This window comes from Streptomyces sp. NPDC098101 (assembly GCF_044760185.1).
Classification (GTDB): domain Bacteria; phylum Actinomycetota; class Actinomycetes; order Streptomycetales; family Streptomycetaceae; genus Streptomyces.
The window spans coordinates 532,203-558,371 of record NZ_JBIWAS010000001.1 but is presented as its reverse complement, the minus strand read 5'-3'; the positions used below and the strand labels follow the sequence as shown (position 1 = coordinate 558,371).

25 protein-coding genes and 1 tRNA gene are annotated in these 26,169 nt (G+C 72.1%); 15 read left to right on the top strand and 11 right to left on the bottom strand.

The window, feature by feature from the left end:
* Positions 1–147 precede the first annotated feature (147 nt).
* The 4 genes from ACIQVI_RS02325 to ACIQVI_RS02310 all read left to right on the top strand — a co-directional run bounded on the left by ACIQVI_RS02325 (position 148) and on the right by ACIQVI_RS02310 (position 4,684).
* Positions 148–939, top strand: coding sequence for an IclR family transcriptional regulator (locus tag ACIQVI_RS02325; RefSeq protein WP_351969859.1), 792 nt, complete (start codon positions 148–150; stop codon positions 937–939).
* Between the two features lie 40 nt (positions 940–979).
* On the top strand, positions 980–1,636 hold the full coding sequence (locus ACIQVI_RS02320; RefSeq protein WP_403590025.1) for a TetR/AcrR family transcriptional regulator: 657 nt from the start codon (positions 980–982) through the stop codon (positions 1,634–1,636).
* A 673-nt stretch (positions 1,637–2,309) separates the two neighbouring features.
* On the top strand, positions 2,310–2,504 hold the full coding sequence (locus ACIQVI_RS02315; RefSeq protein WP_202526684.1) for a hypothetical protein: 195 nt from the start codon (positions 2,310–2,312) through the stop codon (positions 2,502–2,504).
* A gap of 86 nt (positions 2,505–2,590) precedes the next feature.
* The gene (locus tag ACIQVI_RS02310; RefSeq protein WP_403590023.1) at positions 2,591–4,684 is read left to right on the top strand and encodes an MDR family MFS transporter; all 2,094 of its coding nucleotides are present in this window, start codon (positions 2,591–2,593) and stop codon (positions 4,682–4,684) included.
* Between the two features lie 7 nt (positions 4,685–4,691).
* Here the strand turns inward: ACIQVI_RS02310 and ACIQVI_RS02305 are convergent, their stop codons facing one another.
* Positions 4,692–5,150: a YchJ family metal-binding protein gene (locus ACIQVI_RS02305; RefSeq protein ID WP_351972917.1), complete on the bottom strand. Its 459-nt coding sequence runs from the start codon at positions 5,148–5,150 to the stop codon at positions 4,692–4,694.
* Between the two features lie 66 nt (positions 5,151–5,216).
* On the opposite strand from ACIQVI_RS02305, the gene ACIQVI_RS02300 reads away from it, so the two are divergent.
* Both ACIQVI_RS02300 and ACIQVI_RS02295 read left to right on the top strand, forming a co-directional pair.
* On the top strand, positions 5,217–6,560 hold the full coding sequence (locus tag ACIQVI_RS02300) for a 6-phospho-beta-glucosidase (protein ID WP_403590021.1): 1,344 nt from the start codon (positions 5,217–5,219) through the stop codon (positions 6,558–6,560).
* A 111-nt stretch (positions 6,561–6,671) separates the two neighbouring features.
* The gene (locus ACIQVI_RS02295; protein WP_403590019.1) at positions 6,672–8,552 is read left to right on the top strand and encodes a M64 family metallopeptidase; all 1,881 of its coding nucleotides are present in this window, start codon (positions 6,672–6,674) and stop codon (positions 8,550–8,552) included.
* 67 nt (positions 8,553–8,619) lie between these two features.
* Here ACIQVI_RS02295 and ACIQVI_RS02290 read toward each other — a convergent pair whose 3' ends face one another.
* The 3 genes from ACIQVI_RS02290 to ACIQVI_RS02280 form a co-directional block, all read right to left on the bottom strand.
* Positions 8,620–9,438, bottom strand: a complete 819-nt coding sequence (locus tag ACIQVI_RS02290) for an SAM-dependent methyltransferase (RefSeq protein WP_351972914.1) — start codon at positions 9,436–9,438, stop codon at positions 8,620–8,622.
* A 73-nt stretch (positions 9,439–9,511) separates the two neighbouring features.
* Complete coding sequence (locus tag ACIQVI_RS02285; protein ID WP_403590017.1) at positions 9,512–9,748, bottom strand: DUF397 domain-containing protein; 237 nt, start codon at positions 9,746–9,748, stop codon at positions 9,512–9,514.
* Complete coding sequence (locus ACIQVI_RS02280) at positions 9,749–10,624, bottom strand: helix-turn-helix transcriptional regulator (protein ID WP_121829728.1); 876 nt, start codon at positions 10,622–10,624, stop codon at positions 9,749–9,751. It abuts the gene before it with no gap.
* A 263-nt stretch (positions 10,625–10,887) separates the two neighbouring features.
* Between ACIQVI_RS02280 and ACIQVI_RS02275 the strand changes: the two genes are divergently transcribed.
* The 6 genes from ACIQVI_RS02275 to ACIQVI_RS02250 all read left to right on the top strand — a co-directional run bounded on the left by ACIQVI_RS02275 (position 10,888) and on the right by ACIQVI_RS02250 (position 16,332).
* Positions 10,888–11,325 (top strand): ATP-binding protein, encoded by a 438-nt coding sequence (locus ACIQVI_RS02275; protein ID WP_403590015.1) that lies wholly within the window; start codon positions 10,888–10,890, stop codon positions 11,323–11,325.
* A gap of 191 nt (positions 11,326–11,516) precedes the next feature.
* Positions 11,517–11,870 carry a hypothetical protein gene (locus ACIQVI_RS02270; protein ID WP_351972919.1) on the top strand — a complete coding sequence of 118 codons (354 nt, stop codon included), beginning with the start codon at positions 11,517–11,519 and terminating at the stop codon, positions 11,868–11,870.
* Positions 11,871–11,904: 34 nt separating this feature from the next.
* A complete protein-coding gene (locus ACIQVI_RS02265) occupies positions 11,905–12,615 on the top strand; it encodes a class I SAM-dependent methyltransferase (protein WP_403590014.1) in 711 nt (236 codons plus the stop codon).
* Positions 12,616–13,037: 422 nt separating this feature from the next.
* Positions 13,038–13,514, top strand: a complete 477-nt coding sequence (locus tag ACIQVI_RS02260) for a hypothetical protein (RefSeq protein ID WP_403590012.1) — start codon at positions 13,038–13,040, stop codon at positions 13,512–13,514.
* Positions 13,511–14,860, top strand: a complete 1,350-nt coding sequence (locus tag ACIQVI_RS02255; RefSeq protein ID WP_403590010.1) for a KGGVGR-motif variant AAA ATPase — start codon at positions 13,511–13,513, stop codon at positions 14,858–14,860. The genes ACIQVI_RS02260 and ACIQVI_RS02255 overlap by 4 nt, the downstream gene beginning before the upstream one ends.
* A gap of 41 nt (positions 14,861–14,901) precedes the next feature.
* Positions 14,902–16,332 carry a hypothetical protein gene (locus tag ACIQVI_RS02250; protein WP_403590008.1) on the top strand — a complete coding sequence of 477 codons (1,431 nt, stop codon included), beginning with the start codon at positions 14,902–14,904 and terminating at the stop codon, positions 16,330–16,332.
* Positions 16,333–16,538: 206 nt separating this feature from the next.
* On the opposite strand, the gene ACIQVI_RS02245 is transcribed toward ACIQVI_RS02250, so the two are convergent.
* The 7 genes from ACIQVI_RS02245 to ACIQVI_RS02215 all read right to left on the bottom strand — a co-directional run bounded on the left by ACIQVI_RS02245 (position 16,539) and on the right by ACIQVI_RS02215 (position 21,953).
* Positions 16,539–16,626: transfer RNA gene (locus ACIQVI_RS02245), tRNA-Leu, on the bottom strand.
* A 320-nt stretch (positions 16,627–16,946) separates the two neighbouring features.
* On the bottom strand, positions 16,947–17,609 hold the full coding sequence (locus ACIQVI_RS02240) for a class F sortase (RefSeq protein WP_403590006.1): 663 nt from the start codon (positions 17,607–17,609) through the stop codon (positions 16,947–16,949).
* Positions 17,610–17,726: 117 nt separating this feature from the next.
* Positions 17,727–18,338, bottom strand: coding sequence for a hypothetical protein (locus ACIQVI_RS02235; protein ID WP_403590004.1), 612 nt, complete (start codon positions 18,336–18,338; stop codon positions 17,727–17,729).
* A 168-nt stretch (positions 18,339–18,506) separates the two neighbouring features.
* The gene (locus ACIQVI_RS02230) at positions 18,507–19,463 is read right to left on the bottom strand and encodes a beta-ketoacyl-ACP synthase III (protein ID WP_351973298.1); all 957 of its coding nucleotides are present in this window, start codon (positions 19,461–19,463) and stop codon (positions 18,507–18,509) included.
* A 209-nt stretch (positions 19,464–19,672) separates the two neighbouring features.
* On the bottom strand, positions 19,673–20,056 hold the full coding sequence (locus tag ACIQVI_RS02225) for a (2Fe-2S) ferredoxin domain-containing protein (protein WP_121833081.1): 384 nt from the start codon (positions 20,054–20,056) through the stop codon (positions 19,673–19,675).
* Positions 20,053–20,574 carry an isochorismatase family protein gene (locus ACIQVI_RS02220; protein ID WP_403590001.1) on the bottom strand — a complete coding sequence of 174 codons (522 nt, stop codon included), beginning with the start codon at positions 20,572–20,574 and terminating at the stop codon, positions 20,053–20,055. The genes ACIQVI_RS02225 and ACIQVI_RS02220 overlap by 4 nt, the downstream gene beginning before the upstream one ends.
* A 332-nt stretch (positions 20,575–20,906) precedes the next feature.
* The gene (locus tag ACIQVI_RS02215; RefSeq protein ID WP_403589999.1) at positions 20,907–21,953 is read right to left on the bottom strand and encodes a bile acid:sodium symporter family protein; all 1,047 of its coding nucleotides are present in this window, start codon (positions 21,951–21,953) and stop codon (positions 20,907–20,909) included.
* 150 nt (positions 21,954–22,103) lie between these two features.
* Here ACIQVI_RS02215 and ACIQVI_RS02210 point away from each other — a divergent pair, with 150 nt between their 5' ends.
* From ACIQVI_RS02210 to ACIQVI_RS02200, 3 genes are all read left to right on the top strand, one after another.
* Positions 22,104–22,970, top strand: a complete 867-nt coding sequence (locus ACIQVI_RS02210) for a LysR substrate-binding domain-containing protein (protein WP_351973301.1) — start codon at positions 22,104–22,106, stop codon at positions 22,968–22,970.
* 352 nt (positions 22,971–23,322) lie between these two features.
* Complete coding sequence (locus ACIQVI_RS02205) at positions 23,323–25,146, top strand: AMP-dependent synthetase/ligase (protein WP_403589997.1); 1,824 nt, start codon at positions 23,323–23,325, stop codon at positions 25,144–25,146.
* Positions 25,147–25,336: 190 nt separating this feature from the next.
* Positions 25,337–26,131, top strand: coding sequence for an aldo/keto reductase (locus tag ACIQVI_RS02200; protein ID WP_351973303.1), 795 nt, complete (start codon positions 25,337–25,339; stop codon positions 26,129–26,131).
* The last annotated feature ends 38 nt before the right edge of the window (positions 26,132–26,169 follow it).

Here is a 26,169-nt window from a genome sequence, read left to right as displayed (position 1 = left end):
TTGCCATGGAAGTCCGACCGCCCACAACTGGTCTCCCACCATGTGGGATTGCTCGTGAACGGAGTGTTTCCGACCTCGCGGGACCACTGATTCGGCTCCCGCCATGTGGGAGCGTGGGAGCCCGATCACCCACGGGGAGCGAACCCTATGACGACCGAGGCCGGCATCGTCCGACCCCCGGCGGGCGCCCAGGCGGTCCGCCGCGCACTGGACGTGCTGCACTGTTTCCACGACAACGGGCCCGACCTGAGCGCCTCCGAACTCGCGCGGCGGCTCGGGCTCTCCACCTCGACGGCGCACCGGCTCGCCCGGACGCTGCTCGGCGCGGGCTTCCTCGAACAGGACGCCAGGACGGCCCGCTACCGGCTCGGTCCCGCGATGACGGAGCTGGGCCGCCTCTCGTACCACCAGCGGGGGCTGCACCTGGCGGCGCCCGAGCTGTCCGACCTGGCCGAGCGGACGGGCGCGACGGCCGACCTGGCGCTGCGCAGCGGTCCGCACGTGGTGATCGTGGCGGGCGGTTCGGTGACCCCGAAGGTGGGCCTGCGCAGGCCGCTGCACTCGACGGCGCTCGGGAAGGTGCTCCTCGCGTGGCCGAGGGCGGGCGAGGGCGGACCGCGTTCCCTGCCGCCGCTGTACGCGTTCACCGAGCGGACCATCGTCGAACCGCCGCTGCTCGCGGCCGAGTTGGAGCGCGTACGGGAGGCGGGGTACGCGCTCAACGACGGCGAGTCGGCCCACGGGGTGCGGACCGTGGCCGTGCCGGTCCTGGAGCGGGCGGGCCACGCGCGGTTCGCGCTCGCGCTCCGCGCGACCCCGGAGCTGATCACCGACGAGCGGCTCGACTGGTACCTGGCCCAGGCGCGGACGACGGCGCGCGCCCTGGAGGTGCTGCTGCTCGCCCCCGGGGAGCGGCGCGGCTTCGACGAAGGGACCTGACGAGAATCCCGCACGGTCGTGCGTTCAGTACGATGGGGGCATGAGCGGTGGTACGGGGACGAAGACGGACGGGCGCGTCGAGCGCGGCAACCGGACCCGGCGGCTCGTGCTCGGGCGGACGATGGACATCGCCTCGGTCGAGGGCCTCGAAGGCCTGTCCCTGGGGCGGATCGCGACCGAGCTGGGCCTGAGCAAGAGCGGCGTCTTCGCCCTCTTCGGCTCCAAGGAGGAACTCCAGCTCGCCACCGTCAGGGCCGCCGTCTCCGTCTTCTCCCGCCGGGTGGTCGCCCCGCTGCGGGACGTGCCGCCGGGGGCCGTGCGGGTGCGCGACCTGTGCGGGAACTGGCTGGCGTACTCCTCGGAGCGGGTCTTCGAGGGCGGCTGCTTCTTCTCCGCGGCCTCCGCCGAGTTCGACGCCCGCACGGGCCCGGTCCACGACGCCGTCGCCCGGGCCCGCCGGGACTGGACCGCGTACATGGAGGAGAACCTGTCGGCGGCGCGCGCCGCCGGGGAGCTGGTGGCGGACCTGGACGCGGAGCAGGTGGCCTTCGAGGTGATCGCCCTGATGGAGGCGGCCAACGCGCACTCGGTGCTGTTCGGCGGGCCCGGGGCGTACGACCGTGCCGAGCGGGGCATCGCGGCGCGGCTGCGCGCCTCGGTCACGGACCGGGGCCGGGAGGCCCTCGCCGCCGCGTAGCCCTCCCCGCGCCCCGGCCCGGGGTCGGCCGGCGGCGACCCGTTCCCCGTCCCCGGACGGCTCGGCCGCCGGTGCCGTCACGAACTCCACGGCCGCCACGACAGCGTCGAAGTCGCCGTGCCGGGCGTGCGGCCGCCGGACGATCTCGCGGTACTCGACGCGCGGCGGATCTCCTCGGTGACCTAGACGTGAAAAACATTAGCACGACCGTTCGTCTTGTTTTTCCGGCAAAAGACCGTGGAGAGGCGAGGGCGCGAGCACATACCCCACCCGCTCCGAAAGACTCCGGACCGACGAGTGAGATCCTTCACACCCCGCCGGATGTGGATCACCCCCGACACCCCTTTTGTGGATCTTCCGTACGCCGAACGCGCGGTCGATACGCAGAGAAGGTGCGCAAACCGCCGACGCCTCCCAGCCCCCGCACCTGCGGGAACGCCGTCCGGAAGATCACCCTTCGCGCCCGGTCCGCGCCCCCGGCGCCCGCGCGGCCCGCCGGAGGCGCCCCCGGCCGTCGCCGTTCCGCGACACCTCCGTGTCCGAACCCGCAACGCCATCCGGTACGTATGGGGGAGAGACTCTTCCGTACCCTTCCCGGACCCACTAGGACTGACCCGTGATCACCTCGCCCTCGCGCCTCGTCCCCGTTCCGATCCCCGACCGCGTGGCCGCGATGATCGGCGCCTGTCTGCCGCTGCACGTCCTCCAGGCCGAGGTCGACGCGGACTGCGCGGCGCGCGAGGTGTACCGGTTCCGGGGGCCGCTCTGCGCGGAGGACCGGGCCGACCGCGAGCACGCCCTCTCGGCGCTCGCGCGGGCCAACAAGATCCTCGCCAAGCACCACCCCGAGCTGCCCGTCACCCCCTGACGGGGTCCTGAGGGGCCGTGACGGAGCGACACCTGTCCGGCCGTCCCCCACATGCGCGGCGGCGGGGCCGGTGTGACGCTGCGAGGGTGACCACGACCAGCGACGCAGCGCCCGCGCCCCCGGCCGCCACCGAGCCGCCCGTGCTCGACGGGCGCCGCCGCAACATCGTCTTCGGCACGATCATGCTGGGCGTCCTCCTCGCCGCCCTCGACCAGACGATCGTCGGCACCGCCCTGCCGACGATCGTCTCGGACCTGGGCGGCGCGGCCCACATGTCGTGGGTGGTCACCTCGTACCTGCTGGCCGAAACCGTCGCGACCGTCCTGGTCGGCAAGTTCGGCGACCTCTTCGGCCGCAAGGTGATCTTCCAGATCTCCGCGGTCGTCTTCATCACCGGCTCGTTCCTCTGCGGACTCGCCACCAACATGACGCTGCTGATCGTCTGGCGCGGCCTCCAGGGCATCGGCGCAGGCGGTCTGATGGTCACCTCGATGGCACTCATCGCGGACGTGATCCCGCTGCGCGAGCGCGGCAAGTACCAGGGCGCGATCGGGGCCGTGTTCGGCGTCTCCACCGTCATCGGCCCGCTCCTCGGCGGTGTGTTCACCGACCACCTCAGCTGGCGCTGGGCCTTCTACGTCAACGTGCCCATCGCGATCCTGGTCGTGATCGCCGCCGCCCGCACGATCCCGTCCGTCCGCTCGGCGAGCAGGCCGGTCGTCGACTACGCCGGCATCGCGCTCGTCGCCGTGGGCTCCAGCGCCCTGATCCTGGCCACGAGCTGGGGCGGGAACGAGTACGCCTGGGGCTCCGGCGTCATCATCGGGCTCTTCGCGGGCGGGATCGTCGCCCTGGGCCTGTTCTGCCTGGTGGAGACCCGGGCGGCCGAACCGATGCTGCCCATGCGCCTCTTCGGGAACCCGGTCTTCACGGTCTGCTCCGTGCTCAGCTTCGTCGTCGGCTTCGCCATGCTCGGCGCGATGACCTTCCTGCCGACCTACCTCCAGTACGTCGACGGGGACTCCGCGACCGTCTCCGGTATCCGCACCCTGCCCATGGTCGTCGGCCTGCTCATCGCCTCGATCTTCAGCGGCAACGTGGTCAGCAAGACCGGCCACTACCGAATCTTCCCCATCGTCGGCTGCCTGGTGATGGGCGTCGGGCTCTATCTGCTCTCGCTCATGGAGCCGGGCACGAGCACCTGGCTGGCGTCGCTGTACATGTTCGTCCTCGGCACCGGCATCGGCCTGTGTATGCAGGTCCTCACCATCGCCGTGCAGAACACCGTGGACTACGCCGACCTGGGCACCGCCACCTCGGGCGTCACCTTCTTCCGTACGCTCGGCAGCTCCTTCGGCACGGCCGTCTTCGGCACGATCTACGCCAACTCCCTGGAGCCCCACCTGACGACCGGGGTCCGGGAGGCGGCCGCCGTCGCCGGGGGCCTCGGGCTCGACCCCGCAGCCGTGGGACGGGCCGCGCAGAGCCCCGCCGGGGTGCACGGCCTGCCGGACGCGGTCGCGGAGCCGATCGTGAACGCCTACGCCGACACCCTCCACACCGTCTTCCTGTGGACCGTGCCCGTCGCCGCCGTCGGCTTCGTCGTCGCCCTCTTCCTCAAACAGGTGAAGCTGCGGGACTCGGCGCGCGCCGCCGCCCCCGACATGGGCGAGGGCTTCGCCTCCCCCACCACGTCGGGCGACTCGGCGAGGCTCCTCGAACTGTCCGTCGGACGGATCCTGCGCCGCACCGACCTGGACACGGCCCGGCGGATCGTCGACGCGTCCGACACCCGGCTCGACGTGGCGGGCGCGTGGGCGGTGATGCAGGTCGAGCTGTACACCCTGACCGTCGGGCACGCGAGCCTCGGCCTGATCGCGGCCGGCCGGCGGGTGCCGCCCGAGGTGCTCCTGCCCGTCTTCGACCGGATGGTCGACGAGGGCTTCCTGACCCGCGACGGCAACCTGCTCTCCCACACCCCGGCGGGCCGCCGGGAGGCGGACGTCATCACCCGCGCCTGGGGCACCTGGCTCACCGACCGCGTCGAACGCGAACGCGGCCGCCCCAGCGGCCCCGAACTGCGGGCGGCGACGGACGCCATCGCGAAGAAGATCGTCGCCGAGGACCTGGCGAACGGCCTCCCGCGCTCGGGGTCGCGCGCGGTGGCGGGCACCCGCTGAGGACGGGTTACTCCGTGAAGTCCCCGTCCACGTACACCCACGCCCCCTCGTGCCGGGCGAAGCGGCTGCGCTCGCGCAGGGCGCCCGGGGCGCCGTCGTGGGTGTAGCGGGCCGTGAAGGTGACGGTGCCGTGCTGGTGGAAGGCGGTGCCCTCGGTGGTCCCGTCGATCTCCAGGCCGGTCCAGCGGAGGCCCGGGTCGAAGTCGACCTCGCCCGGTCGCGTCTCCGGCGCCCAGGTGCGCAGCAGGTAGGACTCGTCGCGGACGACGAAGGCGCTGTAGCGGGAGCGCATCAGGAGTTCGGCGGTGGGCGCCGTGCCGCCCGCACCCGTGTGGAAGCGGCCGCAGCACGTGCCGTAGGCGGCGCCGAGACCGCAGGGGCAGGGCGAGTCCGGGGTAACAACGGGGGCGGCGGGGGCCGGGGCGGTGCGGGATGCGGTGCGGGGGCGGGTCTTGCGTCGGGACATGGGGCCCATTGTCCCCCGGCCCGTGTGCGAGGGGTCCCGGCAGGGGCGTCCGAGTAGCGTACGGGCATGAAACTGACGATTCTCGGAGGCGGCGGATTCCGGGTGCCGCTGGTGTACGGCGCGCTGCTCGGCGACCACGCCGAGGGGCGGGTCACCCGGGTCACCCTGCACGACCTCGACGCGGGGCGGCTCTCCGCCGTCGCCCGGGTCCTGGCGGACCAGGCCGAGGGGGTGCCGGACGCGCCGGAGGTGACGGCGACGACGGACCTGGACGAGGCGCTGCGCGGGGCGGACTTCGTGTTCTCGGCGATCCGGGTCGGCGGTCTGGAGGGCAGGGCGGCGGACGAGCGGATCGCGCTCGCCGAGGGGGTGCTCGGGCAGGAGACGGTGGGCGCGGGCGGGATCGCGTACGGCCTGCGGACCGTGCCCGTCGCGACCCGCGTCGCCCGGCGGGTCGCCGCGCTCGCCCCGGACGCCTGGGTCATCAACTTCACCAACCCGGCCGGCCTGGTCACGGAGGCGATGTCCCGGGTCCTGGGCGACCGGGTCGTCGGCATCTGCGACTCCCCCGTGGGCCTGGGCCGCCGGGTCGTCCGGATCCTGGGCGCGGACCCGGACGAGGCCTGGATCGACTACGTGGGCCTCAACCACCTGGGCTGGCTGCGGGGGCTGCGGGTCGGCGGCCGGGACGAGCTGCCCCGGCTGCTCGCCGACGAGGAGGCGCTCGGCTCCTTCGAGGAGGGCCGGCTCTTCGGCCCCGAGTGGCTGCGCTCGCTCGGCGCGATTCCCAACGAGTACCTGCACTACTACTACTTCAACCGGGAGGCCGTGCACGCCTACCGGACCGCCGAACGGACCCGGGGCGCGTACCTGCGCGACCAGCAGGGCGCCTTCTACGAGGAGATGGGCAAGCCCGGCACCCCCGCCCTGGCCGCCTGGCGCCGTACGCTCGCGGACCGGGAGGCCACCTACATGGCGGCCAACCGGGAGGCCGCCGGGGTCGGGGAGCACGACGAGGAGGACCTGGAGTCGGGCGGCTACGAGAAGGTGGCGCTCGCCCTGATGCGGGCGGTCGCGCGCGACGAGCGGACGACGCTGATCCTCAACGTGCGCAACGGCACGACGCTCTCCGTGCTCGACGCGGACGCGGTGATCGAGGTGCCCTGCCTGGTCGACGCGAACGGCGCCCGGCCGGTGGCGGTCGCCCCGCTGCCGTACCACGCCGTCGGTCTGGTGACGGCCGTGAAGGCGGTGGAGCGGGAGGTGCTGGCGGCGGCGGAGAGCGGGTCGCGGGAGACGGCGGTCAAGGCCTTCGCGCTGCACCCGCTGGTGGACTCGGTCGCGGTGGCCCGGCGGCTCGTGGAGGGGTACGCGGCGGAGCACCCGGGGCTCGCGTACCTGCGGCGCTGAGCCGATCGCGCCGGACCGTCGGTGCCGAGCCAACGGCGGCTCCGTACGGCCGGGCGATACGGCCGACGGACGTCTTCCACCGGGGCGGGGCGCGGCCTAGGCTCGCGCCCCATGACCTTACGCAGCAAGGGAGTTCGGCTCGTCGCGGCCTGTCTGCTGGCCGCCGGCCTGACGGGAACGGGGCCGGCCGCGGCGGAGACGGAGGCCCCGGGCGGGGAGCCGGTCGTCGTCCCCGTCCAGACCACCGGGCCCGCCGACCGGCGGTTCAACCTGGTGTTCCTGGGCGACGGCTACACCGCCGAGGAGATGCCGGAGTTCCGGGCGGACCTCGAACGGCACCTGAACACCCTGTGGAGCATCGAGCCCTTCGCCTCCTACCGTTCGTACGTCAACGTGTGGGCGGTGGAGTCCCCTTCGGCGCAGTCCGGGGTGGACTGCGACCCCGGCCTCGACGCGCCCGCCCGGGACACCGTGCTCGACATGGGCTTCTGGGGCGGCTGCGATCCGGGCAGCGTGCAGCGGCTGCTGACCGTCGACGGCCGGAAGGCGGCCGCGCTCGCGGACCTCGTCCCCGGCACGGGCGGCGCCGGCCGGCAGGTCGTCGCCCTCGCCCACAGCTCCACCTACGGCGGCGCGGGCGGCGGCTACGCGACCGCGTCCGGCGGCAACGCGCTCTCCGCCCTGATCACCCCGCACGAGATCGGGCACTCGCTCGGCGGCCTCCAGGACGAGTACGACTACTACGCGCGCGGGGTGCCGGGCGGCACGTACTCCGGCCCGGAACCGGACTCCGCCCACCACACGCTCCTGACCGAACGGCAGATGCGGGAGCGGCGGACCAAGTGGTGGCGCTGGCTGGGCGAGGAGAGCGAGTCCGGCGGGGTCATCGGGCGCCACGAGGGCGGGCTGTACAGCACGAAGGGGGTCTGGCGGCCGAGCCGGCACTCCCTGATGAAGACCCTCGGCTACGCCTTCGACCAGGTGGAGCGGGAGGTGATGGTCCGGGCGATCTCGGCGAAGGTGGACCTGGTCCAGGACCACACGCCGAACACGGCGCCGATCGGGGCGGACCGGTCGGCGTGGGTGGACGTCCTGCATCCGGTGGGCGGCGAACTCGCCGTCACCTGGCGGCTGGACGGGCGGGTCCTGGACACGCGCGGCGCCCGCACCGTCGACCTGCGGAGGCTCAGGCTCTCCCCCGGCCCGCACGCGCTGACGGCGACGGTCACCGATCCGACGCCGTTCGTCCGCGATCCGGCGGTCCGCGCCTCCGAGGCGCTCACCCGGACCGTGCGCTGGACGGTGGACCCTTCGCTGACCACGGCCCGGGAGCCGTTCCGGGCCGCGTTCGCCGGGCACACCCCGACCGGCTCGCCCGTCGGCGCCCGGAGCGTCGTGCACGCGGACACCACCCACGCGGTGGACGGCACCCCGGCCGTGCGCTGGCACCTCGACGGGCGCCCCGTCGCGACGGGCGACCGCAACGACCGCGACCTGGACCTGGGCGCGCTGCGGATCGCCCCGGGGACCCATGTGCTCACGGCCCGGCTCGCGGGCACGGGGCGGGAGTTGCGCTGGACGGTCGACGCCCGCCCGGCCACGGCCGCGTACGAGCTGTCGGAGCCGCTGCGGACGGTGCGGCGGCCGGGGAGGCCGGTGGAGTACGTGTACGACGGGGCGTTCACGATGCGGCTGACCGCGCGGGACGACCGGGAGGGCGCGGTGGTGAGCCAGTTCCGGGTCGACGGCGACGGCTGGTACACGTACTACGGCTGGCCGACGGACGCGGACGCGCCGTTCCGCTTCTCACCGGGCGGCACGGAGATCGACGGCCTCGTGTACGGGAAGCTGGGCCGGAGCCGGGCGGTGCCGTGGGACGACGCGACCCCGGACCACGGCACCCACACCGTCGAGTACCGCACGGTCGACGCGGCCGGGAACACGGGCCCGGCGCGGAGCTTCCTGGTGACGCTGGTGCCGCCGGAGGGCTGAGACGGGTCGGCCCCGTGGACCGGGAGGGTCCACGGGGCCGCCGAGCGCGCCGTTCGTACGGGTGGGGTCAGGGCTTGCGGGCCACGGCGGCCCAGCCCGGGATGGGCTCGTCGCCCGGGACCGGGACGGGCTCGCCCAGCTCCGGGTGCCATTCGGCGGTGAGCGAGACGCCCGGCTCGACGAACTCCAGGCCGTCGAAGAACGCGGCCAGCTCGTCGCGCGAGCGGGGCCGCAGGGTCAGCCCGCGCGCCTTGTACAGGGCGGCCGCCTGCGCCGCTCCCTCGGGGTTGAAGTCCCCGGTGACGTGGGAGAGGACCAGGTAGCTGCCCGGCGCGAGCTTGTCGACGAGCTTGGAGACCAGCTCGTACGCCCCGTCCTCGTCCCCGACGAAGTGCAGCAGGGCGAGCATCGACAGCGCGATGGGCTGGTCGAAGTCAAGGACCTTTCCGGCCCTTTCGAGGATGACCTCGGGCTCGCGGGCGTCCGCCTGGATGTACTCGGTGGCCCCCTCGGGGGTCGAGCGCAGCAGGGCGGCCGCGTGCGCGAGCACGATCGGGTCGTTGTCGCAGTAGACGATGCGGGACTCCGGCGCGGCCTCCTGCGCGATCTGGTGCAGGTTGGGCTCGGTCGGGATGCCGGTGCCGATGTCCAGGTACTGGCGGACGCCGCGGGCGCTGAGCCAGCGGATGGCGCGGTGCATGAAGGCCCGGTTGACGCGGGCCATGTCCCGGCCCCGGGCGTCGACGGTGAGCAGCTGACGGGCCATCGCCTCGTCGACCGGGTAGTTGTCCTTGCCGCCCAGGAACCAGTCGTACATGCGCGCCGGGTGCGGCTTGCTGGTGTCGATGCGTATCTCGGTCCGCGGGGCTGCGGGGTCCTGGGTCATCGGCTCTCCTGGTCGGGATGAACGGGTGGCGCTACAGCAAGAGTTACGCGACGGTAGGGGCGGGACGGAAGGGTCAGGTGAGCAGAAAGTCAGCCTGACCGGATTTTGCCCCCAGGATGAAGGCTTCCATCTCCCTGTGGGTGTAGATGAGCGCGGGTCCTTCAGGGTCTGCGGACTGTCGCACGGCGACCCTGCCGTCGGCCAGCTTCATGGCCTCCACGCAGTTGCCCCCGTTCCCCCCGCTCCAGGGCTTGTGCCAGCCCTCGGCACCGAGCTCCGCGGCGGGCATCCCGTTGTATATGCGATCCATTCACAGCTCCTTGCGGAGATTCCGGAGAATCTCCTTCGTGCGTTGTGCAGTCGCGGCCTGAGCCGCCATGCGGTCCATGACCTCCAGGTGGGATGCCACCTCGGGACGCGCGTCGAGATAGACCGCGCCGGTCAGGTACTCGCTGTAGACCATGTCCGGGAGTTCGGGCATGGCGAAGCGGAAGAGGACGAACGGTCCGTAGGTGCCGGGGTGGTGGCCGGACGCGAACTCCGCGATCTGCAGGGTGACGTTCGGCAGCTCGGACGCTTCGAGCAGCCGGTCGAGCTGGTCGCGCATCACTTCGGGCCCGTCGCCGACCGGCCGGCGGAACACCGTCTCGTCCATGATCACCCAGAACTTGGGGGCGTCCTCCCTGAGCAGCAGGGACTGGCGCTCCATCCGCAGGGCTACATGCCGCTCGGCGTCCTCTTCCCTGGCGGCGTCGCTGCCGCCTCCGACCGCCCCGCTGCGCAGAATGGCACGGGCGTACTCCGCGGTCTGGAGCAGACCGGGAACGAACTGGGGCTCGTACGCCCGGATGAGGCTCGCGGCCCCCTCCAGGCTGACGTACATGGAGAACCAGCCGGGCAGCACGTCGTGGAACCGCTGCCACCAGCCGGGGAGGTTGGCCTCCTCCGCGAGGGCGACGAAGCCCTCCGCCTCGGAGTCCGTGATCCCGTACTCCTTGAGCAGGAGCTGGACGTACGGGATCTTCAGCGCGACCTCGGCGGTCTCCATCCGCCGGACGGTGGCCGGGGCCACCCGGAGGATCTTGGCGGCCTCTTCCCGCTTCATGCCGGCCCGCTCGCGCAGGTCCTGCAACCGCTTTCCGAGGACGACCTGTCCCACCGTGGGGGCGGACCGCGGCTCGCTCACTCCCAGACCTCCCCGACGCGCTGTTTTGGACGAGTGTGCCACGAAGCCGGTCCAGAGAGAACACGGCACTCTGCAATTTTCAGAGTGCCACTTGCCAAGTGTCCGACTCAGGAGGACAGTGTTCCGGTGAACCAGTACACGCTGCCGTCGTGCGCCTTCGCGCCCCGGCGCGGCGCCGTACGGCAAGTCCTGCCCACTGTTGTGAGGAACCGGTCGTGGCTTCTGGTAACGCGCAGCCTTCAGGTCTCATGAGTCCCCGTGTCATGGCCCAGCGCCCACAGCCCCAGACCGATACCGGCGCCGTGCGGCGCTTCGCCTTCGAGCTCCCGGCCCTCACCGCGTCGGTCGCGCGGGCCCGCCGGCTCGCGGAGGAGCGGCTCATCCTCTGGGGCTGCGGCCCCGAGATACGCGACACCGTCTCCCTGATCGTGTCGGAGCTGGTCACCAACGCCGTCGTGCACACCGCGAGCGGCCGTTTCGTCTGCGAGCTCCGCGAGGGCGAGGAGAAGCTGCGGATAGCGGTGCGGGACGAGGGCGGCCCGGCGGGGCCGCGGATCCGCGACTGCGGCGAGGACGAGCGCGGCCGCGGGCTGATCATCGTCGACGCGCTGTGCAGCGCCTGGGGCGCCGAGCGCACCGGCCACGGCACGTCGCAGACCGTCTGGGCCGAGCTGGCCCACGGCACGGGGGAAGCGTGCTGAGGTCGATGGCGACCCGCATCATGGTGCCGCGGGCCCGCCGCCACTCCGGGCTCGGCCTGGCCCCGGCCGCCGGACGCCCCCTGGAACTCCGTCTCGAACGGGACGGCGACCGCACCGCCGGCTCCTTCCCCGCCGCGCGCGGGAGCCTCGGCCCGTCGGGGCCCGTGCCCGTCCGGCAGCCGGACGCCACCATGCGCCTCGCCGTCCCCGCCGGACTGCACACCGGCCTCGGCCGCGACGCCGTCGGCGTCCCCGCCCGCTTCGGCTTCAAGATCCTCTCCCGGCTCCCCGCCAACGGCTGCGTCTACGCCGACTCCGACTGGTGGTGGTGGCTGGTCCCGGCCGGTTCCGACCTGGACCTGACCTGGCCGCTGCCCGCCTGCTACGCGCCGGGCGCGAAGATCCCGGACCGCCGGCCCCGGCTGATCCACCACCCCGACGGCACCTCGCCCTACACGCCGCCGATCCCCCTCTACCTGCTGACCTGCCAGCTGACGGGCATCGCCCCGGCCTGGTCGGCGTCCTCGGTGCGCAGCGCGCTCTGACGCGCACGGGCCGTCACGGCATAGGGTCGGGTCCATGTTCACTCCGCAGGGTCCCGGCCTCCGCGAACTGACCGTCCAGGCCCTCTCCTCGGTCGAGCACGGTTACGACCTGCTCGCGGAGAAGTTCGACGCGACCCCCTTCCGCACCTCCGACCGGCTTCTGGACGCGGTGACCCGCACCCTGGAGACCCTCGGCCCGTTCGACTCGGGCCTCGACGTCTGTTGCGGCACCGGCGCGGGGCTCGGCGTCCTCCGCGCGGTCTGCGCGGGCCGGGTCACCGGGGTCGACTTCAGTACGGGCATGTTGGCCGAGGCCCGCCGCGCCCACCCCGACGCCGACCTGGTCCGCGCCGACGCCCTGGCCCTGCCCTTCGGGCCCGCCTTCGACCTGGCGGTCAGCTTCGGCGCCTTCGGCCACTTCCTGCCGGACGAACAGCGCACCCTCTTCACCCGGGTCCACGCCTCGCTGCGCCCCGGCGGCACCTTCGCCTTCCCCCTCCCGGCCCCGCCCCGCGTCGGCTCGCGCGCCTACTGGACCCTGTGGGGCTTCGACGCGGTGATGCGGGTCAGGAACGCGCTCTGGCGCCCGCCCTTCGTCATGTACTACCGCACCTTCCGCCTCACGGACGTCCGCACCCGCCTGGAGTCGACCGGCTTCGACGTCTCCCTCGTCCCGATCGAACCCCTGGGCCGCCTCGAGAACGGCAGCCCGCGGTGCAGGCTGGTGGTGGCGCGGAAGACTTAAAGGTGTCTCGCGTCAGTCGTTCTTGATCACACTGAGCTTCGGCCGCATGGCACCGAAGCCGCCAATCCGACACTCGACGCCACGGACGTCGATGCCGTACACGAGGCGGATATTGCGCACCTTGATGATCGTTCCCTTGCCGTACGGTCGCCGTGCCCTCGACGGCCGGAACCCACTCGTAACCGCGTTCAGAGCGCACCATCAACATGTTCATCGCATAGATGTACTCGCCGGAGCGCTGGAGGCAGGGACAGGTTCTCGCTCGTTTTCCCACGGTAGGCACCTGCCCCGGCGCTTCTCCCGTGCACTCCACGGACACTTGAACCCATTCACGAGAAAAATGGTCAATTTAACCTCATTTGCCCAGAATGGTACGTAATGGTCTGCGGCATTGCTTCCCACACCCCGAATAGGATCTCGCCGTGTCCCAGACCTCGACGGAAGACCATTACGCACGTGCTGCGCTGCGCCATCATGACGACGCGATCTATCTCCACGACGATGGTCGGCTGCCCAACGCAGATCATCACTTTGGCTTCGCTGTGGAGTGTGCCCTGAAGAGCTTGATCCTTCGGTACACCCAGGCATCAATGGAGCCGATCAAGCCGGGCAAGCCGCCGAGCGTAAAGCCCTGGGCTCCTGACGCAGCAGGGAAGCCCAAGCAGTTCGGCCACCTTCCAGTCCTATGGTCCGACGTGGCACTTCTTCTGCACGGCCGAGGCGGAAGCATACTGTCCGGGGTCCTCGCAGCCTCCGAGCCGTTCGGCACTTGGGCCGTGGAAGATCGCTATCTCGACGGGACCACTGCCAACGACGTCGAGGTTCGCAGCCGCAGGGCGGCGTCCCAGGAGATTCTCAGCCTGCATCAGCAGGCGCTCATCGCTGGAGTGCTTACGTGAGCCACCCGACCGATCCAGTTCGTTTCGACCAAGCACGCCCGTTCGCAGAGGCCGCTGCCCGCGACGCAGCAGCCTCGGGGGCCGACGTTCTACTCGTCAGAGACATCCTGGGCAGGTTCTCTCTACTGGTGGACGACCGCACGAGCACAGTCGATGCGCACAAAGCCGAGGGTTGGCGGAGACGGCTCACGAGCAGTCTCGGCAAATACGCGGCCGACCGGCCAATTCTCTTCGCCTCCGACCTCTTCCAGCCCGACTCTCTGTTCGCTTCACCGAGAGCCTGTCCCTTGATCGGCTACAACCCCGGCCCCGGGGAAGGCCGTATCCATCTGCTCGAGAATACCGTCGTAGGTGAGGACTGGGCCAAGGTCAGCACCCCTGCCGCGGAAGTCGGTGGGGTCCGCACGGCGCGCACCGCCGTCCACGGGATCAAGGGAGGCGTGGGCCGGTCCACAGCCACCTTCATGCTGGCTAAGCACCTTGCCGACCTGGGGCATTGTGTACTTGTTGCGGACTTGGACTTGGAGTCCCCAGGCTCAGGCCCCCTGCTGGTCGCGGAAGACCAACTCCCTCAGTACGGAATCGTCGACCAACTCGTGGAGTCGGCTTTGGGAAACGATGAAGGCTTGGACCTTGTGGCGCAGGCTACCCATGCGCACGTCAAGGGCAACGGTGAGCTTTGGGTCGCGCCGGCCCGCGGGCAGGGGGCCCCGGGAGCCGAGTACGCCTACGTAGAAAAACTCAATCGCGTCTACGCCGACGTACCGGCCCAGAGCCTTTCAGATTTCGCGGACCGGCTGGAGGCAGCCGTCAACGCCTGCGAAGAGGCCGTCGCGAGGGCGAGCCGCCGCCCGGACGTAGTGATCATCGACAGTCGTGCCGGAATCCACGACATCGCAGCCGTCGCCCTCTCGCGCCTCTGTGATCTGGCACTTCTTTTTGGCAGCGACAACCGACAGACGTGGGAGGGCTATCGCGACCTTTTCACAGCATGGCGCTCTTCGGGGCAGGCTCCCGCGATCCGAGAGAAGTTGCGAATGGTCGCCTCGATGGTCCCAGACTCGGCGGACCGCCCTAAGGAGCAGTACCTGGAGACCTTCCGCGACCACGCCTGGTCTTGCTTCTCTGTCCTGTACGACGACCTTGTCGGCGATGACGCTTCGGGGTTCAACCCCAGCCCGGAGGATGAGTCGGCGCCACACGCACCGATCCCCATCTTGTTCACACTGGAACTCGTCGGCCTCGACGCCGCCGCAGCATCCGGCTGGGGCGACCGCTCGTTCGTTCGAACTGCGTACGATTCATTCCTGGAAACCGCCACCCGCCTGATGATCGAGGGACCGTGACCGTAATGACTACTCCGCTTGGAGCTGAGGAGTACCGAGACTTGCTGACCGCAGCACTCCCGGACGCCCAGGATGCGGACACGGTGCAACCAACACTCTCGAACCTCTTCACACCGGACAGTCACCGTTTGGCGCTCCATATGGATACGACTGTCGTTCGCGGCGGTCGCGGAGTAGGCAAGACCTTCTGGTACAGGACACTCCTAGATGATCAGCTGCGCGAGGTAGCAGCCGAGGAGTACCGCATCGAACGACTCCGGCATCTGAAAGTTCACCCCGGTTACGGTACTAGAATCGCCCCACAGTTCTATCCGAGTCCGAATCTGCTGCGCAGCCTGCTGGATGCCGGAGTGACCCCGTATGATCTCTGGAACACTGTGCTCCTTGTGGCACTCGGCCAGCCTGAAATTCAGCGGCCCATGCAGTGGCCAGAACGCATCCAGTGGGTCAAGGAACACCCTGAGGAACGTGACCTGACCATCGCCGAAGCCGATCACCGAGCTCTGGCCGAAAAAGCCACGCATCTCATCCTCTTCGACGCGTTGGAGCACCTGCACCGAGACCGCGGCCAGGCTGACCGCCTCGTCGCAGGCATCCTGCAGCTCGCTCTGGAGATGCGCCTGGGGACGAGGAACATCCGCTGCAAGATTTTTATCCGACCTGACATGTTCGACGGTGCACTGCTGCACTTCCCTGACGCCTCGAAGCTGACGGCCAATGCGGCCAGCCTAAAGTGGAGCACCACTAACCTCTACGGTCTCTTCTTCCACTACCTTGGCAACCATGACAGCAAAGGGGCGGAGCGCTTCCGCTCATTGCAGGAAGGCTGGACCGAGCACACGCATGGTCGACACCTGCTGCCCCCCGCGCTGCTAGGCGATCAAGGTACTCAAGCGGACATGTTCGGCCGGCTGGCAGGCGCCTACATGGGAGCGAACTTCCGCAAGGGCATCACGTACACCTGGTTGCCGAACCACCTCATGGATGGGGTCGAGCAGGTCAGCCCGCGTAGCTTCCTCAACGCCCTGGGGATGGCAGTCAACGAGACGCGTAGCGACTACGCGGCACACCCGTACGCCATCCACCATGAGGGAATCCGACGCGGTGTGCAGTCCGCATCACGCACGCGCGTCGGTGAGATCAGAGAGGACATGCCGTGGGTGCACACCGCCATCGCTCCGTTGAACGGTCAGCAGGTACCCATCGACCAAAATCTCTTGCTGGGGCGTTGGACCGAGGCCGATCTGACCGCGCAGCTCCAGCGTGAGTCGGACCGTGCCAGTGCAGCGGGAAGTGGTGCAGAAGTACGGACAGGCCCCCGATACCCGGATGATTACCTGCGCCTGATCGACGAGCTGATCGCCCTCGGCGTGATGCGGCGGCGCAAGGACGGCCGGATCGACCTGCCGGACGTATACCGGATCGCGTTCTCCATCGGACGCAAGGGGGGTGTGCCGAAGGTGCAGTCCTGAGACCGCCGCGTCTCGGCCCACCTCCCTGCACCGAGTCCGCTGACCATCATCGGAATACAACAGGGTGAGTGGGACTGCGCCCTACACCGACGGAGAGTAGACGGGAGGCTCAACGTTCCCCCCAAGGACCCGAGGGGGGACGTTGAGCTGCTGGTCGCGGCACAGCCGAAGAAACAGAAAGACCCCAGGTCAACTGGGGTCTTCACTGGTGTCCGAGGGGGGACTTGAACCCCCACGCCCGATAAAGGGCACTAGCACCTCAAGCTAGCGCGTCTGCCATTCCGCCACCCGGACTAGGTGTTTTTGTCGTTTCGGGGTTTCCCCCGCGGCGACAGAGATAACTCTACCAGGGGTTCGAGGCGCCTTTCACCAGCGTTTTCCGTGGTCAGTGGGGTGCGGCGGGTCCGTCGGCCCCGGTCCGGCCCGAAGTGCCCGGACGCGCGCACGACGGGTGCTTCTCTCCTCACGGAGAGTGGTGCGGGCCTCCGGGCGGGCCGGTGGAGCTCGACGCCCCCCGACGCCGGCTCCGTGGGAGCCACCTTGGCGACCGTCTGCGGTCCAGGCCAATGCTTCGGAGGGAGTCCGTCAGGTCGGCCCGGGCCGCTTCCGGAGGGTCAGCGCACTCCGGTCAGGCGGGCCGAGACGACCACGTTGCCCTCGTAGCCGCCCTTCTCGGTGAACGGGCCGCCGCAGGTGATCAGGCGCAGCTCGGGCCGGCCGGAGTCGGCGTAGACCCGCTCGGCGGGGAAGCCCTCCTTGGGGACGAGCTCGACCCCGTACACGGTGAAGACGGCGGTCCTGCCGTCGCGGCGGAGGACCTCGACGCGGCTGCCCCGGCCGACGGCGCCGAGGTCGTAGAAGACGGCCGGTCCCTCCGGGGTGTCGACGTGGCCGACGACGACGGCGGTGCCCCGCTCGCCGGGGGTGACCGCGCCGGTGAACCAGCCCGCGAGCCGGTCGGCCTCCGGCGGCGGGGCCTCGATCCAGCCGTCGGCGTCGAGCCCGACCTCCGTGACGGGCGCGTCGACGTGGACGGCCGGGACGCGGACGCGGGCCGGGGGCGAGGCGGGCAGCGAGCCGGGGCCGGACGCGGGGGCGGGGGCGGTGGCGTCGGCGCGGGCCGTGGCGGGGGCGGGGGCGGCCGCGGCGAGGGGCTGTGGCGGTCCCGCCGCCCGCAGTTCCTCCGTACCGCCGCGCACCAGGTGCACGCCCACCAGGAGGACGACGGCGACGGCGCCCCAGGCGCCGTGCCGGCCCGTACCGTCCGTTCGCCCCACGTCCGCTCTCCTCCACGACGACCGCGCGGCCGTGTGGTCTCGTATGGCGCCCCTCCGTCCCGGACCTCGTCACACCGGGGCGGAGGGGCCGTTTCGGTCCCCTGTCGGTCCCGGCCGTCAGGAGCGGCCGTCGGCGGTGCGGCGGCGGGTCAGGACGACGGCGGAGCCGAGCGCGCCGACGATGAGCAGGGCGCCCGTCACCACCTCGGCCGTGCCGAGCCCGTCGGCCTCCGCGCCGGAGGCGGCGGTCCCGTAACCGGCCTTCACGCCCTTCTGGGCGCCGGTGTGGACGCCGGGGTCGGCTTCGGCGAGGTCGGGGGGATCGACGGGGACGGGGGCGTGTTCCACGGCCCCGCCGTCGCCGTCGTGTTCCCGGGGCTCGCCTCCGGAGACGGTCAGGGTGGTGGTGCCGCGCTCGCCCTCGCAGTCGAAGGTGATCTCGTACTCGGCGCCGGCCTTGGCGTCGGCGTCCACGGTCGCGGTGCCCGGACGGCCCTCTTCCAGGGTCACGGCGTCGAACACGCCGGAGGTGACCGTCACGGACGGCACCTCGCAGCCCTCGGACGTGAGGGTGACGGTGCCGCCGGGGGCGACCGCCGCCGGGGTGACGGAGAAGCCGAACGACGTGACGGCGCCCGCGCCCTCGTCCGCCAGGGCCGCCGGGCCCGCCGTCATCACGGCGGCGGCGCCGAGCAGGGCGGCGGAAGCGGCGGCACGTATCGCACGCATGGCGTTCCTCCAGATCGCGCGAGGGCCCGGACGCGAAGCGGTTCCGCCGTCGGAAGGGACGACCCTCACCGCGTTCGAAGTTAGGTCCGCCCCCGGCCCGCCGCCACCGGGCTCCGCCGAACGGGGCACGGGACCCTCAGGGCCCCGGCCCGGCCGTCGCGGGGTCCGTCACGGAACGCGGATCACCTGACCGGCGTACGAGAGGTTGCCGCCGAAGCCGAAGAGGAGGACCGGGGCGCCGGAGGGCAGTTCGCCGCGCTCGACCAGCTTGGCCAGGGCCATCGGGATCGAGGCGGCGGAGGTGTTGCCGGAGTCGACGACGTCGCGGGCCACGACCGCGTTGACGGCGCCGATCTTCGCGGCGAGCGGCTCGATGATGCGCAGGTTGGCCTGGTGGAGGACCACGCCCGCGAGCTCCTCGGGGGTGACGCCGGAGCGCTCGCAGGCCTTGCGGGCGAGGGCGGGGAGCTGCTGGGTCGCCCAGCGGTAGACGCTCTGGCCCTCCTGGGCGAAGCGGGGCGGGGTGCCCTCGATGCGGACGGCGTGGCCCATCTCCGGGACCGAGCCCCACAGGACCGGGCCGATGCCCGGGGCGGTCCCGGCCTCGGGCTCCTCGACGGCCTCGACGATCACGGCGCCCGCGCCGTCGCCGACCAGGACGCAGGTGGTGCGGTCCGTCCAGTCGGTCACGTCGGTCATCTTGTCGGCGCCGATCACCAGGACGCGGCGGGCCCCGCCGGCCCGTACGGCGTGGTCGGCGGTGGCCAGGGCGTGGGTGAAGCCGGCGCAGACCACGTTGAGGTCGAGGGTGGCGGGCGAGGTCATGCCGAGGCGGGCGGCGACGCGGGCGGCCGTGTTCGGCGAGCGGTCGATCGCGGTGGAGGTGGCGACGAGGACCATGTCGACGTCGTCGGGGACGAGGCCGGCGGCGGCCAGGGCCTTGCCGGCGGCGTGCGCGGCGAGTTCGTCCACGGGCTCGTCGGGCCCCGCGACGTGCCGGGTGCGGATGCCGACCCGGCTGGTGATCCACGCGTCGTCGGTGTCGACGAGTCCGGCGAGGTCGTGGTTGGTCAGCACCTTGGCGGGCTGGTAGTGCCCGAGCGCGGCAATGCGAGTGCCCGTCATGCTCAGGGTCCCCCTAGGTGGTTCGTTCGTCCGGCAGGACCACCCAGTCTTGCCAGCGACTGATGGGTAACCGGTGACGTAAACCACCAACATTCCCCCGTAACGCTTGGACGACCGTGACAAGGGCCCGGGCGGGGCACGGCTCCCGCCCGGGTCCGCCTCCCACCGGTTCCGTACGGGGCGTACGGGACGTACGGGACGTGCGGGGGTCAGTTCTTCGGCGGGTCGACCAGTTGCAGGGCCAGGGTCGCCGGGGGCGGGGCGATGCCGGGGCCGCCGGCCTCCGTCCAGGCGAGGATCTCGTCGAGGCAGTCGTCGTCCAGGGCAAACCCGACCCACGCGGCCCGTCCGCCGCGCCGCCGGCCCTCGGTGGAGGGCTGCACCACGACGATGTTGGCCTGGGCGCAGGGCCCGAGGCAGTCGCTGGTGCGGACGAGCAGTCGGCCGCCGGAGGCCGCGGCGGCCTCGCGGAGCCGGGCGAGCTGGGCGTCGTGGTCGGTGCCGGGGTTCTTGCGGGCGTCGCCGCAGCAGCAGCCCCGGCAGACGACGAGGGAGCAGGGGCGGGCCCCGTACCGTATCGGCGCCGGGGTCACTCCGGGCCGTCCAGGGTGATCGCGGAGACGGGGGCGACCGTCCCGAGGCGGGGGAAGTCGAGGGCGACGGAGGCGCGGTGCTCGTCGGCGGTGAGGGCGGCCATGGCGTCCTCGGCGAAGACGAGTCCGTAGCCGAGGTCGCAGGCGGCGCGGGCGGTGGACTCGACGCCGAGGTTGGTGGCGATGCCGCCGAGGACGAGGGTGGTGGCGCCGAGGCCGGAGAGCAGCTCGTGGAGGCCGGTGTCCTGGAAGCCGCCGATGGTCCGCTTGACGACGACCGGGTCGCCGTCCCGGACCAGGTCGGGGACGAGTTCGCTGCCGGGCGGCTGGCTGTCGGTGTTCGGGCGCTCGACGCGGAGGTGGACGACGGGGGCGCCGGCGTCCCGGAAGGCGTCGGCGAGCCGGGCGGAGGCGGCGAGGACGTCGGTGCCGGGGCGGGGGGCGAGGGGCAGCGCGACGATGCGTTCCATCAGGTCGACGAGGACGAGCGCGGTGCGGCCGGGATCGAGTGCGGGCATGGAAGCACCGTAGCGGCCCCGATGATCACCGAGGGGGGAGCGGGGGTGTGATCCGGCCTACGGGGGCTTGCCCGGCGGGGCGGGTGGGGCCGGCGAGGCGGGCGGAGGGCGTACGGGCCGGAGGCCGGGCGGGGCGGGGCGAGGGAGGGCGCGTACGGGCCGGGTTCCGGGGATCTGGGGACCGGAGGCCGGAGGCGCGGGCAGGGGGAGGGCGTACGGGCCGGGCTCTGGGGCCCCGGGGGGCCGGGACCCCGGAGGCGAGGCGGCTGTCGTTCGAGGGGCGGAGTCTTCCCTCACCCCGCCTGTCTCCGGTCTGGCTGGCAAGACCCCCCTCAGCGGTCCCGTACGGTCGCCGGTTCGGGCCTCTCCCGGGTTTCCGGTGCGGCGGCCGGTTCGCCGTCGCGCGCGCGGCGTTTCGCGATGACCGCGCAGACCATCAGCTGCATCTGGTGGAAGAGCATCAGCGGGAGCACGGCGAGGGAGGCCTGGGGGCCGAAGAGGACGCTGGCCATCGGGAGCCCGGCCGCCAGGCTCTTCTTCGAGCCGGCGAACTGGATCGCGATCCGGTCGGCCCGGTCGAACCCGAGGCGCCCGGCCCCGTACCAGGTCACCGCCAGCATCACCGCGAGCAGGACGGCCTCGACGGCGAGGAGCAGGCCGAGCCGGGCGGGGGTCACCAGGTGCCAGACGCCGGCGACCACGCCCTGGCTGAAGGCGGTGTAGACGACGAGCAGGATCGACCCCCGGTCCACGTACCCGAGGACCTTCTTGTGGCGGACCAGGAAGCCTCCGACCCAGCGGCGCAGGAGCTGGCCCGCGAGGAACGGCACGAGGAGCTGGAGGACGATCCTCAGGATCCCGTCGGCGGAGAGGCCTCCCCCGCTGCCGCCGAGGAGCACCGCCGCGAGCAGCGGCGTCAGGACGATGCCGGCGAGCGAGGAGAACGAGCCGGCGCAGATCGCGGCGGGCACGTTGCCGCGGGCGATCGAGGTGAAGGCGATGGAGGACTGGATGGTGGACGGCACCAGGCAGAGGAAGAGGAGCCCGCCGTAGAGCTGGGGCGTGAGCACGGCGGGGACGAGTCCGCGCGCGGCGAGGCCGAGGAGCGGGAAGAGCAGGAAGGTGCAGCCGAGGACGGTGAGGTGCAGCCGCCAGTGCCGCAGGCCGTCGAGCGCCTCGCGGGTGGAGAGCCGGGCGCCGTAGAGGAAGAAGAGGAGGGCCACGGCCCCGGTCGACGCCCCCTCCACGACGGTGGCGGCGGCCCCGGAGGCGGGCAGGAGCGCGGCGAGGACGACCGTGCCGAGCAGCGCCAGGACGTACCGGTCGACGGGCAGCCGGGAGAGGAGGCGGAGGGCGCGGCCGGTGGTGCGGGGGGTCATGGGCTCCACTGTCTGTGCGCTGCGGCGGGCCGGGGGTCTGTGCGCTGCGGCGGGTCGGGTGCGGGGGTGTCCATCCTGCTCCACGGCCCGGTGATCGGGAATCCCGTACAGCGCTCTGACTGTCATCGCGGACCGCGATAACGTCGTCCCGTGTACGAGCCCACCCAGCTGCGCACCTTCCTCGCCGTGGCCCAGACGCTGAGCTTCACGCGGGCCGCGGACCGGCTCGGGCTGCGGCAGTCGACCGTCAGCCAGCACGTGCGGCGCCTGGAGGAGGCGACCGGGCGGCCGCTCTTCAGCCGGGACACGCACCGCGTGGAGCTGACCGAGGACGGCGAGGCGATGCTGGGCTTCGCGCGGACGATCCTCCAGGCACACGAGCGGGCGGCGGCGTTCTTCGGCGGGACGCGGCTGCGGGGGCGGCTGCGGTTCGGCGCGTCGGAGGACTTCGTGACGACCCGGCTGCCGGAGATCCTGGAGTCCTTCCGGCGCGAGCACCCCGAGGTCGACCTGGAGCTGACGGTCGAGCTGTCGGGGACGCTCCAGGCCCGGCTCGCGGCCGGCCGGCTCGATTTGATCCTCGCCAAGCGGCGGGGCACGGAGGGCGGGGGCCGGCTCGTCTGGGAGGACTCCCTGATCTGGATCGGGGCGCCGGGGCTGCGGATCGAGCCGGACCGGCCGGTGCCGCTCATCCTGTACCCGCCGCCGGGGATCACCCGGGCGCGGGCCCTGGAGGCGTTGGAGGCGCAGGGCCGGGCGTGGCGGATCGCCTGTACGAGTTCCAGCCTGAGCGCGAACGTGGCGGCGGCCCGCGCGGGCCTCGGGGTGATGGCGCACACCCGGGGCCTGGTGCCGCCGGGGCTCGTCCCGGTGCCGCCCCGGGCGGGGCTCCCGGACCTCGGCGAGGTGGGCTTCGTCCTGCGGAGGGGGCGCCGGGGCGGGGAGGCGCAGGAGGCGGCGGACGCGCTCGCGGAGGCGATCCTGGCGGGCGGCGACCGGCTGCACCGCCCGCGCTGACGGAGCGGGCCCCGGCGTCCGGCGCCCCGGCTGACGGCGCGGCCCCCCGGCCTCCGACGCCCCCGCCGTCGGAGCCGCCGTCCCGTACGGGCCCGGCCATGAGGGGGCCGTCGTGAGCGGTCCGTACAGATTCCGTGGAGATTCGCGCCCGGCGGACGTACCGCGCGGTACGCAAGAGCCCCGCCGTGTCGCCGACTTGGCTCCCCCACCCATTCTGACCTGTGGGAACGGTGAATGTCCCGGCTTGGTGAAGGTCCTCCCGCCGGGCAGTCGGGTGGGGTACCGTCGCCCGCGCCGTACGGAGAGCGACCAACGGGCTTTTTCAGCCATCGAGCCGTCGAGGAGCAGGTCAGTGCGCGAGTTCACCGTGCCGCCCGTCGAGGCGGCGCCTCAGATCGGCGGTCTGGCGGACGCCGTGTTCGCGCACGCCGTGGCCGACCCGGACCGGATCGCCTTCGGCCGCAAGGGCCCGGACGGGCGGTGGCGGGATGTGACGGCCGCCCGGTTCCGGGACGAGGTCGTGGGCCTCGCGAAGGGGCTGGTCGCGGAGGGGGTGCGGTTCGGCGACCGGGTCGCGATCATGGCCCGCACCCGGTACGAGTGGACGCTCTTCGACTTCGCCCTGTGGACGCTGGGCGCGCAGCCCGTACCGGTCTATCCGACCTCCTCCGCCGACCAGGTCCTCTGGATGCTGCACGACGCCGAGGTCACGGCGTGCGTGGTGGAGCACGAGGACCACGCCATGACGATCGGCTCGGTGATCGACCGGCTGCCCCTGCTGCGGCGGCTGTGGCAGCTGGACGCGGGCGCGGTGGCCGAGGTGACGGCGGCGGGGGCCGGCATCGACGAAGAGGTCGTGCACCGGCACCGGCGGGCGGTGACCCCGGAGACGGTCGCGACGGTCATCTACACCTCGGGGACGACCGGCCGCCCCAAGGGCTGTGTGATCACCCACGGGCACCTGATGTTCGAGACGGACATGGTGACGGGCCGCTGGGAGTCGGTGTTCCGCTCCCGGACCGGGGAGCGGGCGTCGACGCTGCTGTTCCTGCCGCTGGCGCACGTCTTCGGGCGGATGGTGGAGGTCGCGGCGGTCCGGGGCGGGGTGAAGCTGGGGCACCAGCCCGTGATGGCGGCGGCCGAGCTGCTCCCCGACCTGGAGGCCTTCCGGCCGAGCTTCGTGCTGGCCGTGCCGTACGTCTTCGAGAAGCTCTTCCGGGCGGCGCGCCGCAAGGCGGAGGGCGAGGGGAGGGCCGGTCCCTTCGACAAGGCCGTGGAGGTGGCGGTGGCGTACGCGGAGGCGCTGGAGCAGAAGGCGTTCGGGCGCGGGCCCGGGCCGTCGGCGGCGCTGCGCGTCCAGCACCAGTTCTTCGAGAAGACGGTGTACGGGAAGGTCCGCGGGGCCCTGGGCGGGCGGGTCCGGCACGCGATGTCGGGCGGTTCGGCCATGGACCGCAGGCTGGGCCTCTTCTTCGCGGGGGCGGGGGTCACGGTCTTCGAGGGGTACGGGCTCACCGAGTCCTCGGCGGCCGCCACGGCGAACCCGCCCGAGCGGATCAAGTACGGCACGGTCGGGCAGCCGATCCCGGGGACGACGGTGCACATCGCGGAGGACGGGGAGGTGTGGCTGCACGGCGGCCAGGTCTTCTCCGGCTACCTCAACGACCCCGGGGCGACCGCCGCCGTCCTCAGCGACGGCTGGCTGGCCACCGGCGACATCGGCAGCCTCGACGAGGACGGCTATCTGACGATCACCGGGCGGAAGAAGGAGATCCTGGTGACGTCGGGCGGCAAGAGCGTCTCGCCCGGGGCCCTGGAGGAGCGGGTGCGGGCGCACCCGCTGATCGCCCAGTGCATCGTCGTCGGCAACGACCGGCCGTACATCGCGGCCCTGGTGACGATCGACCAGGAGGCGGTGGAGCACTGGCTCGCGATGCAGGGGCGGCCGCCGCTCGCCCCGGCCGAGCTGGTGCGGGACCCGGCCCTGGAGACGGAGATCCGGCGGGGCGTGGTCGCGGCGAACACGCTGGTCTCGCAGGCCGAGTCGATCCGGACCTTCCGGATCCTGGCGCACCCCTTCAGCGAGGAGCACGGGCTGCTCACCCCGTCCCTGAAGCTGAAGCGGAGGGCGATCGAGCGGGCGTACGCGACGGAGGTCGCGGCGCTGTACGGCTGAGCCGGGGAGGTCCCGGATGGTCGGCGCGGGGGTGCGGACGGACGAACCGGAGCGCCGTTCGCGGAATGCGGAGCGGCCCGTGATCGTTGACGCTGGGAGTACCCCGTACGACCTCACACGACGTAAGGATCTCCCTCACGTGAGCACGGACAGCAAGGTTCCCCAGGTCACCCTGAACAACGGCGTGCCGATGCCGCAGCTGGGCTTCGGCGTCTGGCAGGTGCCGGACGACGAGGCGGAGAAGGCCGTGGCGACCGCCCTGGAGGCCGGCTACCGCTCGATCGACACCGCCGCGATCTACGAGAACGAGCGGGGCACCGGCCGCGCCGTCGCCCGGTCCGGGATCGCCCGCGAGGACCTGTTCGTCACCACCAAGCTGTGGAACAGCGAGCAGGGCTACGACACGACGCTGCGCGCCTTCGACGCCTCCCTCGACAAGCTGGGCCTCGACCACGTCGACCTGTACCTGATCCACTGGCCGGTCCCGGCGAAGGACGCGTACGTCGACACCTACCGGGCGTTCGAGAAGATCCTCGCGGACGGGCGCGCCCGGGCGATCGGCGTCTCGAACTTCCTCCCGGAGCACCTGGAGCGGCTGATCGGCGAGACGTCGGTCGTGCCCGCCGTCAACCAGATCGAGCTGCACCCGCAGCTCTCCCAGCAGGCTTCGCGCGAGGCGCACGCCCGGCACGGCATCGTGACCGAGGCGTGGTCGCCGCTCGGCCAGGGCAAGGGGCTCCTGGAGGTCCCGGCGATCGTCGCGATCGCGCAGAAGCACGGCCGGACCCCGGCGCAGGTGGTGCTGCGCTGGCACCTCCAGCTGGGGAACGTGGTGATCCCGAAGTCGGTCACCCCCTCGCGGATCGCCGAGAACATCGACGTCTTCGGCTTCGAGCTGGACGACGAGGACCTGGCCGGGATCGCCGCCCTCGACGAGGACCGGCGCCTCGGTCCGGACCCGGCGGAGTTCAGCGTCGGCGCCTGAGCGCACGGAACGCGCCGGGGGCGCCGGGGCCACGACGG

Coding starts and splice junctions, on each gene's coding strand:
- ACIQVI_RS02325 (WP_351969859.1), top strand. CDS start 148: ATGACGACCGAGGCCGGCATCGTCCGACCCCCGGCGGGCGCCCAGGCG.
- ACIQVI_RS02320 (WP_403590025.1), top strand. CDS start 980: ATGAGCGGTGGTACGGGGACGAAGACGGACGGGCGCGTCGAGCGCGGC.
- ACIQVI_RS02315 (WP_202526684.1), top strand. CDS start 2,310: ATGATCGGCGCCTGTCTGCCGCTGCACGTCCTCCAGGCCGAGGTCGAC.
- ACIQVI_RS02305 (WP_351972917.1), bottom strand. CDS start 5,150: ATGTCCCGACGCAAGACCCGCCCCCGCACCGCATCCCGCACCGCCCCG.
- ACIQVI_RS02300 (WP_403590021.1), top strand. CDS start 5,217: ATGAAACTGACGATTCTCGGAGGCGGCGGATTCCGGGTGCCGCTGGTG.
- ACIQVI_RS02295 (WP_403590019.1), top strand. CDS start 6,672: ATGACCTTACGCAGCAAGGGAGTTCGGCTCGTCGCGGCCTGTCTGCTG.
- ACIQVI_RS02290 (WP_351972914.1), bottom strand. CDS start 9,438: ATGACCCAGGACCCCGCAGCCCCGCGGACCGAGATACGCATCGACACC.
- ACIQVI_RS02285 (WP_403590017.1), bottom strand. CDS start 9,748: ATGGATCGCATATACAACGGGATGCCCGCCGCGGAGCTCGGTGCCGAG.
- ACIQVI_RS02275 (WP_403590015.1), top strand. CDS start 10,888: ATGGCCCAGCGCCCACAGCCCCAGACCGATACCGGCGCCGTGCGGCGC.
- ACIQVI_RS02270 (WP_351972919.1), top strand. CDS start 11,517: ATGCGCCTCGCCGTCCCCGCCGGACTGCACACCGGCCTCGGCCGCGAC.
- ACIQVI_RS02265 (WP_403590014.1), top strand. CDS start 11,905: ATGTTCACTCCGCAGGGTCCCGGCCTCCGCGAACTGACCGTCCAGGCC.
- ACIQVI_RS02235 (WP_403590004.1), bottom strand. CDS start 18,338: ATGCGTGCGATACGTGCCGCCGCTTCCGCCGCCCTGCTCGGCGCCGCC.
- ACIQVI_RS02230 (WP_351973298.1), bottom strand. CDS start 19,463: ATGACGGGCACTCGCATTGCCGCGCTCGGGCACTACCAGCCCGCCAAG.
- ACIQVI_RS02220 (WP_403590001.1), bottom strand. CDS start 20,574: ATGCCCGCACTCGATCCCGGCCGCACCGCGCTCGTCCTCGTCGACCTG.
- ACIQVI_RS02215 (WP_403589999.1), bottom strand. CDS start 21,953: ATGACCCCCCGCACCACCGGCCGCGCCCTCCGCCTCCTCTCCCGGCTG.
- ACIQVI_RS02200 (WP_351973303.1), top strand. CDS start 25,337: ATGCCGCAGCTGGGCTTCGGCGTCTGGCAGGTGCCGGACGACGAGGCG.